Genomic DNA, 14,966 nt, shown 5'->3' with positions numbered 1-14,966 from the left:
TCTCCCCCATTCAGAGATTGTTTAACCGCCTTTTATCTGCTGTCTTAACTCTCTGGGAGAACATCCCAGACATCTTTTGCAAAATCTGGAGAAGTGTGCAAGAGAGGAAAACTCCAGTTCATTGGCAATGGTTCCCAACGGCAGGTCTGTAACTGAAAGTTTGTATTTGATTTCTCCCAACAACTGTTTCTGCATCCATTCGGCTGGAGCCTCTCCAAACTCCGCGGAAAACTGTCTTTTGAAGGCGGAAAGGGAGATATCACAGGCCGATGCGAGTTCTTTTACGGTCCTGCAACTTTTGTAATTGTTCAAGACCTTATTTTTGAAGTCTTGCGAACGGCCTATAATCATATAGAAAAAATTCGCAAGTTCCTGTCTGGAATAGTAAAAGCGAATGTTCCAGAAAAGTTCCTTGAGTTTTATTTCGTGAAAATGGATACAGTTCGCTCCATCTTCCAGATAACACACCAGTAGTTCAAGAAATTTGCATAACCGATCCCTGATTTCAAGAGGTTCCATACGATATTCGACAATTTCCCTCAGGTGGTATAACTCTGAAAAGGAGGCCCTTTGACAGGGCCATACTCCCCCCTCGAACAGGGCAGCCACGACTTCACATTTTTCCAGTGATTGGGTGTTAAACAGGCTGTCACGGCAAAAAAAGACCATCTCTCCTGATGAAACAGTGAACTGAAAACCGTTGCAGGAGAATTGCAGACTTCCCTTGAGTACGAACAGGATACAATCTTTTACCAATTCCTCCTCGTGGTTCAATCCTTCGTCAAATTTATAATACCGGAATCCCTCCTGCATAGATTTTGAGTAATTATAACAAGACGTGTGCTCGTTCAAATAAAAAAGTTCCATTGTTTCTGTTTTTGTTGCCTAATGAAAATATTAGTAATCTTATTTTCAGTTAGTTATATGATAAAATCTGTCCATGTTTCATCTTTTATTTCTTTTTGGCATCTATAACCGCTTTCCAGAGCGGATTTTGAAAAATTTTCCACTCTCTACGGGAGAGAGTGGAAAATAAGAAAGTCATCGAATAAAGGTTTACATTATGCGAATGAGTCATGAGATATTCAACATGGAATGGTCCAACAGGGATTCGATTTACCTGCATACTCGGGACGGTGTCCTCTATTCGGCTTTCGCCGGATCGGCTGAAAGACTTTTAAGTCTCGTGGGCGGGTTGCGTCCCTGCAGGTCCTTCTGGTGCGGGCAGGAGTTTCCGGCCGTCCACTCTATACGTGCAAGAAAGATTCTGGAGTTTTTTCCGGGAAGCTGCATTTTTATTAATGATTATTACATAAGGATAACTTTGGCTTGTCCTCTTATAAAATAAAGTAACGAAACAATGAATAACAGTATGATGAAACCGTTTTTTCTTCTGGTGTTTTTGCTTTGTTCGGCTGGTGCCTTCTCTCAAAAGGTTGCCTTGAAGAACAATCTGGCCTACGATGCCTTGAAAACTCCCAACCTCTCCTTGGAGTTCTCCATGGGGCGTAAATGGACCCTTGACACACAGGTGGGTATGAATTTCTTTTTCTACACGCGGGACGCCACGTCTTCCCGGTACAAGGCAAAGAAGTTCAGTCACTGGCTTGTCCAGCCGGAGCTCCGTTATTGGACCTGTGACGTTTTCAACGGCTGGTTCTTCGGGTTGCATGCCCATGGCGGCCAGATGAATATCGGAGGTGTCGATGTCCCCTTCGTGCTTCAGAAAGGGGACGGAAACATGAAGGACCACCGTTACGAGGGTTATTTCTGGGGAGGCGGGTTGAGCGCCGGTTACCAGTGGGTGCTTTCCAACCGTTTCAATATCGAGGCCTCCTTGGGTATCGGTTACGTGCACGCCCGTTATGACAAGTACAAGTGTACCACCTGCGGGCAGAAGCTGGGCAAGGGGGATGCGGACTACATAGGTCCCACCAGGGCCGCCATTTCAATTATTTACATGTTGAAATAACTCCCTGAATCCGGGGACACAATTTTTTATTCTATCATGCTAAAAATGTATATCAATGAAACCTTACCATATTAACAAGAAGCAAATCCTTATCATGGGCTGCCTGGGAATGTTTCCCTTGTTTTCTTCCGCCCAGGACATTTTATCAACGTCAGGTACCTCGCGTTGGGATTATTCAAACAGCCGTGTGGAGCGTGAACCGGGTAGAGATGCGTTGGATATTACTTTCAGTGTCTTCCCTCTGGCAGGGCTTGGAAGCCAGGAAGTCGCTTACCTGTTCCCCGTCTATGTCTCGGCTGACGGGCGTGACAGCGTCCGCCTCGAACCGGTCTGCGTGGCCGGCAAGAGAAGATATAAGGTGATCAAGCGTCGAAAGGCGTTGGGCAACCTGAAACCCGGTAACCCCGGATCCGGCGAGGTCCGTTCCGCCAAGGTGTTGGAAAGTTCGGGCCTGACTGTGAAAAGGAGCGTCCCTTTTGAACGGTGGATGGCTGACGGGCGTCTCGTTGTCAGGGAGGTGTCGTACGGCTGTGCCGAGTGCGGCACGAACGAGAGCGAGGATATTGCCTTTCAGGCCGGTATCCCCCTCTTCGGGGAAAAGGATTATGCCTACAGTTTCATCGAACCGGAAAAGGTCATGATCAAATGCTACAAGGATTCCTTCGACTGTAAGGTGGTCTTTCCTGTTGCACGCCACGACCTGCAGGAAGATTTTACAGGCAATGCTCAGGAGCTTGACAGGCTGAAGAAGTTTCTCTCGGAGAACCTGAATATTCAAGGAACGTCACTCAAAGAGGTTGATATAAAAGGCTATGCCTCTCCCGAGGGGAGCTTCGATTACAACAGGTCCCTCGCGCAACGACGCACCCAAACCCTTTCAGATTATATTTCGCGTCAATACCCCGCCTTGAAAAATGCACCGGTTTATCGTACCGAGGGTATCGGGGAGGACTGGGAGGGTCTTAAATCGATGGTCAGCGGCTCCACCCTCGTCAACAGGGACGAAATTCTTTTTATCATCGGACATAACGAGCGTGACACGGAACGCGAGGAGGCCATCCGTGCCTTGGATGACGGCAGGAGCTATCGCCTCCTCCTCGAAGAGTTCTACCCGGGACTGCGGCGCACGACTTTCAGTCTCAGTTTTGACGTGAGACCTTACACGGTGGAGGAACTTCTCGAAATTTTTGAAACGAAACCCGAGTGTCTCAGTCAGCACGAGATGTACCAGCTGGCCGGACTGTACGCTTCCCGGGGGATGTCTCCCCTTCCGGTGTACGAGAGGGCCTACGGGCAGTTCCCGGATGACACCGTGGCAATCCTGAATTACGCCAACGCCCTGTTGAAATACGGGCAGGATGCGGACGGCGCGTTGCGGGTGTTGGAACCGGTAACGAATGACAGCCGTGCTTTCTTTCCCATGGCCGTTGCCTATAACATGAAAGGTGACTGGAGGAAGGCGGAAGAATTGATCAAGAAAGCCGGTATGGCCCAGGGCAAACAAAAACTCTCAGGGGAGCCCGGGGACGGTGGAAACAATCAGCAGATAGAGATGTAACTCAGACATAGTTATATATAGTATTAGTAATCTTAATTTAAAAACAATTCGAATTATGAAAGTAATGAAGTATTTTGCAGTGGCCTCGTTGGCGTTGTTCGCTGCATGTAACAACGAAGAGAATCCGGTAGCGCCGGAGAGTGGCAACCAACCGGTTGATGTGGTGATGTCAGTGGCATTACCCGGTCCGGGCACACGTGCCGCCATGGGCGAATTGCAGAACACCGCCAACGACCAGGATGCGGCATCGGTTGAAAAACTGCATGTGTACTTGGTGGCTGGGGAAGACATTGTCCTGTCGAAGGAATTTACAAAAGATACTGATGATTTTACCAAGCTGACTTCGGCTACTGCCGTGGGTGCAGAGGCAACGACGGGAGGTTATAAATTCCTTGACGTGGACAATGGCGTGACAAAGGCACTTGTTATCGCTAACCCTCAGGGAGCGTTGGTTGACGGTGAGGGAAAGACTGTTGCTGAAATCAGCAAACAACAGCTGAAAGCCCAAATTAATGAAGTGATTTATGCCGGTTCTGAAACACTTACCACTGTTGGCGCCGAGCCTTATGGCGTCAATCCTCAGGAAGACAAACGTACCGTGAAGAAGGCCGAGCTCACCTTGACCGCCAGCATGAACCGCTTCCAGGTGACCGGTACCAAGTTTGTCAAGGTTATCTGGAAAGACGGGAAAAAGACCGAGGCTGAACAATGGTGCACGACTTGGCTGGCCAAGGATGAAAATAAGGGAAAGAGCAGTGCCGAAGCGTGGGCCGCTTTCAAGGCTGATGCCGCAGGCTTCAACGGCCAGACATGGGACGGCAAGTCCGACATTGCCCAACAGGCCAGCCTGAGTCAATGGCTGCAGGTTGTCGAAGTGACCACTGCAAACCAAGGTATCCTGATGAACCGTTTCAGCAGAACGCTCTCTGTTCCTCAACTTACAGTGGAAGAAGAGGCAAACTGGTTCTGGGCCAAGACCTACGCCGGAGACCGCTATAAATTCGAAGACGGCACGTTCAAACCCGACGGTAACACGGACTTGTCGGAAGTGGCCTCCTATTTCAATGCAGCGGGTTTCGATTTCGCACAGGGGGCAAAGGCCGCAGCGTTTAACTTCTTCGTGAACGGCATTACGGGTTACGGTAAGGAAAACAACGCTCCAAAACTTGCTTTCGTTTTCAAGACAGGTGACGACGGCGTATCCGCCGACAGACGTTTTGTCGTTATATCCGGTTACGCGAAGGCAGAAGGTGAAACTGCAGGCACGACGGATCTGGAAGCCGGCAAGGGCGGTTACCTGATCAATCTGGATCTCGCTGCGCTGAACGGGGGCCAGGGTATCCTCGTGGATGTTGACCCGAGCATTCCTGAAGGTGTGACTCCCGAACCGGGCGGACAGGGGGATTTGGAGGACGAGAACGTGAACGTCATCGTCCGTGTCGAGGTGCAGCCTTGGACCGCTGTGAACGTATTCCCCATCCTTGACTGATACAGATAGAGAGTAATAGCCGCTTGCCGGAGCGCTTTTCCCGTATCGGCCCTGACAGGCCGGTACCGGAATCCGCCCCGCACTCTCGGGGAGGGGAAAGTTTGTCCCCTCCCTTTTTTATTACCCGCGGGAGGGAAACGTGTCCTCTCTTTCGGGAAAATTACAGTATTGATTTATAATAATTAGTGTAAAGTATGAACATAAGAAACATACCGACCTGGCTGGGCCTGTTGGCCGCTTTATACCTCGTGACCGCATGTGACCGGGTGTATGACGACCTGAGCGGCTGCCTTGGCAACACGATCGTCTTCTCCTACCTGGCCGATGACAACCAGGAACATCTGCAGGAATACGTGGATGACATTGACGTCTTCATCTTTGACGTCGGGAACGGGGCCTTGGTGGAGAAACACCACCTGGAGGGAGAACAGCTGCTTTCACCGCTGGAGGTCAGGCTCCCGGAAGGTGATTATAAAGTAGTGGCCGTGGGCAACGCGTTGAACGAGACGGTTATCGGGGATGGTGCTTACGGTGAAGCGTCGGTTTCCCGGCCCGAACTGGCGGAAAAGGACGGATCGGCGGCCGGCACGTTTGACAGGCTATACCTTGGGGAAACCACCATCACGTCGAAGGTCATGAACGACTCCCGTGACGTGGTAAGACTTTATTCCCAGCACGTGAAAATCCATGCGGTAGTCCTTCCCGACGACGATGAGAACGCCGGGACCTGGTACGAACAGAACAAGGGGACGGGCTTCCGCCTGACGATGGAAACGCTCTCAGCCCGTTTCTCCTTTTCCGGGCAGCGTTCCGGAGAAACATCCTTCGACCTTCCGTTTTACACGGGAGGAAAAAACGACCGTTTCGTGCTTGATTTCAATACCCTGCGCTTCAAGGACGGGGACCCGCTGACGATCCGTCTTATGCAGGGAGATAAGGTTCTCTGCATGGTAGATGTCGCGGAATATATCGCTCTGTATCCCGACCAGATACGGATAACGGGGCGGCAGGAAGCGGTGCTTCCACTGTTCTTCCGCCAGAATCCCCGTTCTCTGACAGTAAGTGTAAAACCCTGGGAAGCCGTTGACGTGGTTCCCATAACCGATTGATGAATATTATGCTGAAAGATACTAAATATACTCGCACGGTAAGGGCCTTGAGGAACTTTGTGATGACGGTGTTGCCGCTCTTTTTCCTTGCCCTGACAGGATGCCGGAACGAAGAAGATATCCCGGAACGGCTTTCCGGAGAGGATGACGTGACCGTCAGGCTGAACCTGTCAACCCGTGGCGTAACAGCCGGGGGAAGTGAGATGCTGGACCTTTATTCCTCCGATCCGGCCAACTGGTATAAAACCGGCACACTGTTTCCCCAAGCCCCCGCACAGCCCAGAATAGCACTTATGGTTTTCAACAAGGAGCAGAACCGGTATGTGTACAGTCGCCTGCTTCCTTTCAGTTCGGGCAACGCGGAGGGGGAATATCAAACCAAGATACGCATCCCCAAAGGCGAGAGTGAATTCTATGCTTTCTATGCCCCCAACCAGACAGGAAAGGACCTGCCCTATTATACGCCCGGAGGAATCCTGCAGAACGCAGTTCCATGGGACTTCCTCGGGGAAGGCATGGAGGAGGTGGACAGGGAGGATATTGTCGAAGCCGCATTCCCTGCCATCATCAGGGAGCAGGATGACGGCAGTCTCGGCATTCCGGTGGACAACCCGTACGATGGTGTGACTCCTTCCCCGTCGGATGAGAAGATTATAGATTGGACAACAACTTCCAATATCTCTTGGAATGACGCTCCCGGAATATCCAACAGGTTGCATATGGGCATGCTTTCGGGAAAGCTGTCCACGGCCGTCCAGCCCGCTTCCGGGGAGCAGGTGCAGGATATCACAATCCCGCTGTTCCGTGATTTCTCCCGTGTCAGAATATACATCGCAAGCATTGCCCCCTTTGAGCAGATCATTTATAATTATAAAAGGATTGCCTTTTTGAACTTTCCGGTACTGATGTCTCCTTCTTTCAGGGAGAATGACTCGGACGGCGGCCAGCTTGCAGGATCCACCCCGGGAACGGGAAAGAACACGGAGCATACGGGCACGTATTCCTATGGAATAAAAAATGAAGCGCAACTGACCATCTACGAGGCCCCCCTCAATGCCAGCGGAGGGATTGACTATACGGAAATGGACGCCCAAAAATACGAGCAGTTCTTCCTTCCCCAGTACCTGGCCCCGTATATTCCGGAAGCCAATTCCTGGCAGGAAGGACACCCTCACCCGAAGATACAGCTGACAGTGGAGTATTATACAGGAGGAAACATCTCACAGACCAGGACAAGGACCTTTTTGCTTGACATTGGCGAGGAAAGTTCTCCCGGGGTGTATTCCGGCCCCATTTACCCGAACCGGGATTATAAGGTATTCATGGTCTTGCCGGAAGCCGCGGACAGAGAGATTATCTACCGGGTCGAATCCTGGGAGCGGAAGGATGTGGAGTTCCCTCCTTTTCAGTGATGTTCACGATTTTGTCATTATAAATTTTTATTATATATGAAAGCATATAGGCTGAAAATAACTTGTTTCATTCTTTTGTTACTGCCCGTTCTTACCTGCTGTACGGACGAGGAGCTGCTTCGGGGCAGCGGTGTCCCGGAAGGCGTGCCCACGACGGTAGACATCAGCGTGGGTACGGCAGCCAACAGGGCCAAGACACGTTCGGGCCTGCCGGAAGGCGAGGAGAGAAAGATATACAACCTTTACCTGTGGGTTTTCGATTCCCGCGGCGGCGTGGAGTTTTCCCGGGAGTATCCCCGTGCGGAGCTTTATCAGGCCGCTGCTGCCTTGGAAACGGCAACCGGCGAGAAGGACACGGATGCACCCACGAGCATGGGATTGCTGAAAAACATCCCCATTACCTCGGGAGAGAAGACGCTGGTCCTGCTGGCGAACTATAAATCGGATGGTGACGGGCTGTTTCAGGTAGAGCCCGGGATCCTGGCTGGCGTGTCGTCCCTTTCGGACATTCAGAGGGTCAAGGCGGAGATGACCGCCCGTACCCTGTTCCGACCGAACGGGAACCTGCTGATGTCAGTTACCAAGACGGAGGAGATCAGTCCCGACACCAGGCGCCTCGAGGTCTCCCTGAAACGTGCGGAGGCGAAAATCACGGTCAACCTGAAAACCGGGGAGGGGCTCACGTTCGTGCCCGGGACATGGAGAGTCGGTAACGTGCCGGCTTCGACCTTTGTCACCGAGCATGTCAAGGGCAGTGACGCCGGGGCTCCCTGGGATGCCGGCGGGATGGAGATGGATTCGTACTGGTTGTCCGAATTATTCCAGTTCGAGGGCGACGCTACTACTACTACTACGTTTTACCTTCCGGAGAACCGGAAATTGGCAAAAAAAATGATAACTCCCGCCTCTCCCGGTTACAATGCGGAGAGGAAGGGGTATGACCTGCGGCAGAAACAAGTGAAGTCTCCCGTTCCCGATGCTACGGAGAAGCCGAACGTGCAGAACGGAGCTACAGAATACGCTCCGGATCTGGCTCCCTACATCGAGTTCACGGGTGAGTTACGCCAGGATATGACAACCGGTGAAGTCTCAACGGAGCGTTTCGGGAGGGTGACCTACCGCGTTTATCTGGGATACACGGCGGAGAATGATCCGGTCAACGATTATGATATAGAACGTAACGTGCACTATACCTATAACGTGACGATCAAGGGGATGAACGACCTGGTAGTGGAGGCGATGTCCGACAAGGACCGGGAAGAGGAGCCCGCTCCCGGGGTGGAAGGCCTTGTATATGACGCTCACCGCTCCTTCAGTTTTGACTGCCATTATGAACAGGGCCTGATGCGTTTCAACAAGGACGAGCTTGCCATCTTCAGTCCGGATGGCAGTTTGAAGGACGACGCGATGATCTCCTTTGCTATACGCACCCCGTTCTGTGACAAGATAGTCTCTTACACGAGGGCGGAGCTGGAACAGCTGGAGGATAACGGATACATTCCTTCAGGGGAGAAGAAGGCAGACACTGGTTGGCTCGCGTTCTTCATCCACCCGAGCACCCTGTCTGACAATGGAAACGAAACCATGGAATATTACTCCAACACGGGGGCGCATCTGCTTTCGCTGGAACAGTTTCTTTACCGACTTGTCAAAGAGCCCGATTATGTATTTAATGCCTCCACGGGGCTTTGCAAGGTGACGGTTTACGCCAACGAGTATTTCTACGAGCGGAACCCCATGCAGGATGGCGCCCCCGAGGACAAGAACTTGTGGAAAACCTTTGCCAACGCCCCGGATCGGACTTTCGACCTGCTGGTGAACACGTCGCATGAAATCTCCCCCGACGGGCAGTCACGTTATCACCAGGCTGTCGTTTCCATCCGTCAGATGTCCATCAAGACGGTGTTTACGGAGGGACCCGAAGGCATGCGTGTCTGGGGGGTGGAAAACGTGAACGAGACACCGGACCTGGACTTTATGGTGAAGGCTCCGGGAGAACCGGATGCTTTTTATAATAAATATACATCCAACGGCTGGTCGAATACCTGGAAGGTGATGGCAAGGTCGGGCGACTTCAGTCAAGAGGTCATGATTGACCCGATGAGAAGAAGTAAACAAGACCAGTTATGGCAGGTCATGACGAAGGTGGACAACGCGAAGCTGACTCTCAGCAGAGACCATTATAATTTGGCAGCCAAGAATTACCACGCCGAATATGCCTGTTTCACCCCGTTTTTACGGAACCGGGATGATAACCGTGATGGCCGGATGCAGGCCGCCGAGATGAAGTGGTATATTCCTTCGGTGAGCGAGAGCGGTATGCTTCTCGTGGGGGAACGGGCGTTGCCGTTACATTCCAGGCTGCACGGGCACGCCCCCTCGGACAACGCCACAGCATTTTATATGTCAAGAGCCTTTATGGCAAGTACAAACCTTTCTTTATACTCTTCCAACCCCTATATTTGTATCTTGGAGTCCCGCAGCGTGACTCCCATCGCAAACTTTGATTATTACAAGGGAGGGAACTCACCCGGGGACCGCACCCCCTACTCGGAAGTGAGGTTGATCAGGGATCTGGGGATGCTGGAGTCTGGGGAAGAAAGCTATCACATCGAGGAGTTGGGCAAGGAACTGAACAAGTCTCTTGTCAATAACAGGACGAAAGAGGAATATCTGGTCTTTAGGGCAGATAACCTGCCATACAGCATGACGCGTGGAGTAAGAGCCATTTACGAGTTGCCCGCGCATGATGAGGACTCCCAGAGCAACACCATTTACAAGAACGGGTTTGAGGTGGCCAAGTATATCGCCAATAAGATAGATAAGCCCAAGGATTTGAATAATCCTGACAGGAAGAGCGAGTATTACTTACAGGATTGGAGCACGCTGATGGCGGACATCGAACAGGGAAACAGCCCGTGCGCCTATTATTACCAGGAGGCGGACAAGAGCGACCTGGGAACCTGGCGGGTGCCCAACGAGGTGGAATTGATCATCATGTGCGGGAGCCTGTTCGACTGGCATAACCCTGAGAAAAAGGAGGTTTACGAATTCGGTAATGACCTTCCTTCTCTGGGAGTAGTAGAATCTGAAGTTCTCCATTCTCGGACGGGATTTTCCAAGCGTAGCATGAACGGGGCAAGATCGTTCAGTGCCGGCTACCAGATGTATCTCCATGGTTATCTCCGATGGGTCACGACCGTGGATACCCAGTGGGCGGGTGACAATGACAGGCTTGTGAATAACAGGAAGGGATACGTGCGTTGCGTGAGGGACCTTGAATAGTCTGGTCCCGGGGATTGGGGAAGGAATTTCCCAGTTTTGCAGGTGTGACCGGAGGAAGCCGTATCATGGCTTTTCTCCGGTCTTTTCGATATGAGGAAAAGTTTTTTCATCGTAAAGGGCCGAAAGGAAAACCTGCGATCGAATCAAGCGAGGCATAAAAATAAATCGGGTAGCGTGAAGGTACTCACGTGCCCCATAATTAAGGAATAACATGATAGAAACGTACTTTAACAACTTGATGCAGGAGGTCGAACGTAAGATGGGCATTGAATCTTCCCGTATGGAGGGAGAGCAAGTGATACGGACTTGTCAGGAGATGGTTTCTTTTTTGAGGGAGCGATCCCGTGAGTTGAAGGACTATGTCCTAAACCACCCATTCTCCAACGTGGAAGAGGAAATCTGCTTTTTCAAGTATTACAAGCCTGCCCTGACGGGACGCCTGCTGTATTATTACCGGGTATACCAGATCGAGAGCGGTTGTTCATGTTGCCCGGAGATTGCCCGGATGCATTACCGCAAGGCTATGAAAGAATACCAGCGGAAACTGGAACGATACCTTCCCTTTTACCAGTATTACCGGAGCGGGGCGACTTACCGGGACCATTACTATTTCCGCCGTGCCAAAAAGGAGCTGAGCCCGGAAAGCGGAAGTTTTATGCTGGAGGAGGATTCGGTGATGTCAACCGGTTATGACTTGTTGGCCGCAAGACTGATAGCGGCGGAAATGTTACTTGGTTATCTGAACCGGAAAGTGCTGCTGGCAATGGAGGGGGCGTATGCCGTGCAGGAAAAGGAGCACCATTGGACGGACCGGAAGGCGGCTGCCGTGGAACTGATATATGGCATTTGGGCGATGGGTAGCGTGGATAACGGGAGGGTGAGCATTGTCGAGCTCGTGATGCTGTTCGAACAAATGTTCCATATTGACCTGGGAGACGTGTACCACACGTTTATCTCCATGCGTAACCGGAAGAACAGCCGGACAGCTTACCTTGATCAAATGAAGGAACGTTTGTTGAAACGAATGGACGAAACGGACGGATAACCTTTTGTAAAACAAGGAAGAGACTGGCAGGTTCATAGCAAGTTGCCAAATCACCTTTCCCGATACGCCATTTGGTGAAAATACAGTATATAGCCACCGTAGAGAGCCCGAATAAGGCTCCGCGGCGGTTTTTTTGTACCAGAAAAAAAACTTTGGCAGCTTGCTACGAACGTGAAAAGAAAAACGGTCGAACAGACTGACCTTTGTAACCGGAAACCAAATTATTAAAAGATTATGGAAATAATAGCAATCGAAAGCAAAGCGTTTGCTACCCTCGTGGAGAAGATAGAGGGGATAGCGGCATACGTGGAGGCGTCCGGAACAAAGGAGCGGGAGCAATGGCCGGTAGCGGATAAGAAGGGTACGAGGAAGGCAGGGCTATGGATGACGGGAAAGGAAGTGTGTGAACAACTTGAAATCAGTCCCCGTACTTTGCAGCGTTACCGCACGAACCGTATCATCGCTTACTCTATCTGCGGGAGGAAGATACGTTACCGCCGTACGGACGTGGAACAGTTCCATGAGCGTTGGATACGGGAAACGCCTGACAAGCTGGTGGACCGAATGATTGAAGCGTACCCTTTACACCAATGCAAAAGCAGATCATATGGTAAGAAAAGAGGAAATACTGGCAAAAACAGGTAACGGGCTGGAGGTGTTCCGTCATTATCTGCCCGTAAAATGGCGGGTGGGTCGAAATTTCCTGAATCCGCTGTACGCTGATGGCAGGGCCTCGTGTAACGTTTATTATGATCGCCACAGCGGGATGTACAGGATGAAGGACTTTGGTAACGGTGAGTATTCGGGAGACTGTTTCTTCCTTGTGGCGAAACTGAAAGGACTGGACTGCCGGAGTGCCGCTGATTTCGTGGAAGTGCTGCACACCATTGACCGGGAGTTGTGCCTGGGGTTGGATGGGGCCATCCCTTCCGGTACCAACAATCGGGAGGGAAGCTGCCGGACGACACGGCCCGTAACGGGTGCACGAGAGAAAAGTGAGGGGGAAAATACCGGGGAGAGCATTCCCGGGGATACTGTCACGGGCACGGAAGGGAAAGATTTATCCCGCGAGCGTCCTGGACCAAGCCCCTACCAAGTAGCTGAAAAGTCTTTCACAGAGAGAGAGCTCGCCTACTGGGGCATATCGGGCATCACGGTAGAGGTGCTGCACCGTTACGGGGTGGTGTCGCTCGCCGAGTACCGGAGCGAGACAAGGGAAGGCAAGACGTTCGGCTTTACTTCAACCCCGGCGGAACCGATGTTCGGCTACAGGGGGAAATGGGGCGTGAAGGTGTACCGCCCGTTATCGGAAGTGCGTTTCGTCTATGGCGGTCATACGGGCGACAACTACTGTTTCGGTCTGGAACAACTGCCCTCGAAGGGCGACCTGCTCTTCCTCACGGGTGGCGAGAAGGACGTGATGACGCTTGCGGCTCACGGTTTCCAAGCCATCTGCTTCAACTCGGAAACCTCGGTAATCCCGGCGAAGACCGTCCGGAAGCTCGTCTATCGCTTCAAGCACATCGTACTGCTGTACGACACGGACAAGACGGGGCTGGAATGCTCGGAGAAGCACCGGGTACAACTGTCGGAGTACGGTGTTAAACGGCTGGTACTACCGCTGCCGGGGACGAAATCAGAGAAAGACGTGACGGACTATTTTAAAGCCGGACACACACGGGAGGATTTGATGGGGCTGTTCCTGAAACTGCTCGACACGCTGTACGGGGACACGATGGCGGTACTGAAATCGTGTGAGATCGATTACGACTGCCCGCCGGAGCAGGCAGTCGCTATCGTGACCGCCGGGGACGTGCCGTTAGGCTCGGAAGAGAACATACTCTGCATCACGGGCGGAGAAGGGACGGGCAAGAGTAACTATACCGCCGCGTTGGTCGCCGGGGCAATTATGGAACGGGAGGAGGACGCGGACCTTCTTGGGGTGAAGGTGGAACCGAACCGAAAGGGGCGTGCGGTGCTGCTGTACGACACGGAACAGAGCGAGCAACAGCTCTACAAGAACACGGGGCGGCTGCTGCGGCGTGCCGGTCGGGAGAAAATGCCGCCTTACCTGCACGTGTACTGCCTGACGGGGATGTCGAGGAACGAGCGGCTGACCGCCATCATCCAAAGCATGGACAAGTACCACTACCTGCACGGGGGCATCCATCTGGTCGTCATCGACGGAGTTGCCGACCTGATCCGTTGCGCCAACGACGAGGCAGAGAGCGTGGCGCTGGTTGACGAAATTTACCGCCTGGCGGGAATTTACCGCACGTGCATCACCGCCGTGGTACATTTCGTGCCGAACGGGTTGAAGTTGCGTGGACACTTGGGCAGCGAGTTGCAGCGGAAGTCGGCGGCTATCCTCTCCATCGAGAAGGACGAGAACCCGGAGGTGTCGGTGGTGAAGGCATTGAAGGTCAGGGATGGAAGCCCGCTGGATATCCCGCTGATGCAGTTCCGCTGGGACAAACAGGCCGGGATGCCTGTCTATATGGGAGAGAAACCGAGGGTGGAGAAAGAAAGGCGCAAGGAGAAGGAACTGTCTGAAATGGCACGGGCAGCGTTCGTCACGCAAAAAAAGTATGGCTATATCGAGCTATGCGAACTGATACAGGAAACCCTGGACGTGAAGGAACGGACGGCGAAGGGGTACATCCGTTACATGCGGGAAAAGGAAATTATTGAAAAGGAGGGCGACTGCTATGTATATGGACAGCGAAAAATTTGAGAATTGGATGGAGCGTATCATGGAACGTTTCGACCGGACGGAGAAGTTGTTGGAAAGAGTACTGAAGAAGAGCAACGCGCTGGATGGAGAGGAGGTACTGGATAACCAGGACCTGTGCCTGCTGCTGAAGGTCGGTATTCGCACATTGCAACGTTACCGTGCCATTGGGATACTGCCGTACTTCACTATCAGTGGCAAGGTCTTCTATCGGGTGAAAGATGTGCACGAGTTCCTCCGCAACCAGTTTGCCGCTGTGGAGGAACGGGCTGCAAAACGGAAGGAGAAGGAAGTCCGGAAAGAGGAAAGGCGCAGGAAAAAAGGCTTGTTTCCGTAAAAGTGATATTTCCTTTATGATTTCTGTT

Annotated in this window: 11 protein-coding genes; 10 read left to right on the top strand and 1 reads right to left on the bottom strand. The window is 52.1% G+C overall.

Annotated features, from left to right (window positions below):
* Positions 1 to 21 precede the first annotated feature (21 nt).
* On the bottom strand, positions 22 to 867 hold the full coding sequence (locus KTG12_RS08115) for an AraC family transcriptional regulator (RefSeq protein ID WP_005805222.1): 846 nt from the start codon (positions 865 to 867) through the stop codon (positions 22 to 24).
* Positions 868 to 1,360: 493 nt separating this feature from the next.
* Between KTG12_RS08115 and KTG12_RS08110 the strand changes: the two genes are divergently transcribed.
* The 10 genes from KTG12_RS08110 (at position 1,361) to KTG12_RS08065 (ending at position 14,938) form a co-directional block, all read left to right on the top strand.
* Positions 1,361 to 1,972 (top strand): DUF3575 domain-containing protein, encoded by a 612-nt coding sequence (locus tag KTG12_RS08110; RefSeq protein WP_005823195.1) that lies wholly within the window; start codon positions 1,361 to 1,363, stop codon positions 1,970 to 1,972.
* Positions 1,973 to 2,027: 55 nt separating this feature from the next.
* The gene (locus KTG12_RS08105; protein WP_138273015.1) at positions 2,028 to 3,530 is read left to right on the top strand and encodes a hypothetical protein; all 1,503 of its coding nucleotides are present in this window, start codon (positions 2,028 to 2,030) and stop codon (positions 3,528 to 3,530) included.
* A 55-nt stretch (positions 3,531 to 3,585) separates the two neighbouring features.
* Entirely contained in the window at positions 3,586 to 5,019 is a 1,434-nt protein-coding gene (locus KTG12_RS08100; protein ID WP_009040576.1) for a hypothetical protein, read from the top strand.
* A 194-nt stretch (positions 5,020 to 5,213) separates the two neighbouring features.
* Positions 5,214 to 6,128 carry a FimB/Mfa2 family fimbrial subunit gene (locus KTG12_RS08095; protein WP_009040575.1) on the top strand — a complete coding sequence of 305 codons (915 nt, stop codon included), beginning with the start codon at positions 5,214 to 5,216 and terminating at the stop codon, positions 6,126 to 6,128.
* The gene (locus KTG12_RS08090; RefSeq protein ID WP_138273017.1) at positions 6,128 to 7,540 is read left to right on the top strand and encodes a DUF5042 domain-containing protein; all 1,413 of its coding nucleotides are present in this window, start codon (positions 6,128 to 6,130) and stop codon (positions 7,538 to 7,540) included. Before KTG12_RS08095 ends, KTG12_RS08090 begins: the two co-directional genes overlap by 1 nt.
* A 36-nt stretch (positions 7,541 to 7,576) precedes the next feature.
* Positions 7,577 to 10,825: a fimbrial protein gene (locus KTG12_RS08085; protein ID WP_155144352.1), complete on the top strand. Its 3,249-nt coding sequence runs from the start codon at positions 7,577 to 7,579 to the stop codon at positions 10,823 to 10,825.
* 211 nt (positions 10,826 to 11,036) lie between these two features.
* Positions 11,037 to 11,870 carry an RteC domain-containing protein gene (locus tag KTG12_RS08080; protein ID WP_008640868.1) on the top strand — a complete coding sequence of 278 codons (834 nt, stop codon included), beginning with the start codon at positions 11,037 to 11,039 and terminating at the stop codon, positions 11,868 to 11,870.
* Between the two features lie 234 nt (positions 11,871 to 12,104).
* Positions 12,105 to 12,515 carry a helix-turn-helix domain-containing protein gene (locus KTG12_RS08075; RefSeq protein ID WP_008640869.1) on the top strand — a complete coding sequence of 137 codons (411 nt, stop codon included), beginning with the start codon at positions 12,105 to 12,107 and terminating at the stop codon, positions 12,513 to 12,515.
* Positions 12,478 to 14,604, top strand: coding sequence for a bifunctional DNA primase/helicase (locus KTG12_RS08070; protein WP_032573024.1), 2,127 nt, complete (start codon positions 12,478 to 12,480; stop codon positions 14,602 to 14,604). Before KTG12_RS08075 ends, KTG12_RS08070 begins: the two co-directional genes overlap by 38 nt.
* The gene (locus tag KTG12_RS08065) at positions 14,579 to 14,938 is read left to right on the top strand and encodes a helix-turn-helix domain-containing protein (RefSeq protein WP_008640871.1); all 360 of its coding nucleotides are present in this window, start codon (positions 14,579 to 14,581) and stop codon (positions 14,936 to 14,938) included. Before KTG12_RS08070 ends, KTG12_RS08065 begins: the two co-directional genes overlap by 26 nt.
* Positions 14,939 to 14,966 lie beyond the last annotated feature (28 nt).

The sequence above is a fragment of the Parabacteroides sp. MSK.9.14 genome, assembly GCF_019041495.1.
In the GTDB taxonomy this organism is placed as follows: domain Bacteria; phylum Bacteroidota; class Bacteroidia; order Bacteroidales; family Tannerellaceae; genus Parabacteroides; species Parabacteroides merdae.
This window is presented reverse-complemented; position numbering and strand designations above follow the sequence as displayed.

Bases quoted from the DNA above. Each gene is read 5' to 3' on its own strand.
- KTG12_RS08065 (WP_008640871.1), top strand. From the start codon at position 14,579: ATGTATATGGACAGCGAAAAATTTGAGAATTGGATGGAGCGTATCATG.
- KTG12_RS08110 (WP_005823195.1), top strand. From the start codon at position 1,361: ATGAATAACAGTATGATGAAACCGTTTTTTCTTCTGGTGTTTTTGCTT.
- KTG12_RS08085 (WP_155144352.1), top strand. From the start codon at position 7,577: ATGAAAGCATATAGGCTGAAAATAACTTGTTTCATTCTTTTGTTACTG.
- KTG12_RS08080 (WP_008640868.1), top strand. From the start codon at position 11,037: ATGATAGAAACGTACTTTAACAACTTGATGCAGGAGGTCGAACGTAAG.
- KTG12_RS08095 (WP_009040575.1), top strand. From the start codon at position 5,214: ATGAACATAAGAAACATACCGACCTGGCTGGGCCTGTTGGCCGCTTTA.
- KTG12_RS08105 (WP_138273015.1), top strand. From the start codon at position 2,028: ATGAAACCTTACCATATTAACAAGAAGCAAATCCTTATCATGGGCTGC.
- KTG12_RS08070 (WP_032573024.1), top strand. From the start codon at position 12,478: ATGGTAAGAAAAGAGGAAATACTGGCAAAAACAGGTAACGGGCTGGAG.
- KTG12_RS08100 (WP_009040576.1), top strand. From the start codon at position 3,586: ATGAAAGTAATGAAGTATTTTGCAGTGGCCTCGTTGGCGTTGTTCGCT.
- KTG12_RS08090 (WP_138273017.1), top strand. From the start codon at position 6,128: ATGAATATTATGCTGAAAGATACTAAATATACTCGCACGGTAAGGGCC.
- KTG12_RS08115 (WP_005805222.1), bottom strand. From the start codon at position 867: ATGGAACTTTTTTATTTGAACGAGCACACGTCTTGTTATAATTACTCA.
- KTG12_RS08075 (WP_008640869.1), top strand. From the start codon at position 12,105: ATGGAAATAATAGCAATCGAAAGCAAAGCGTTTGCTACCCTCGTGGAG.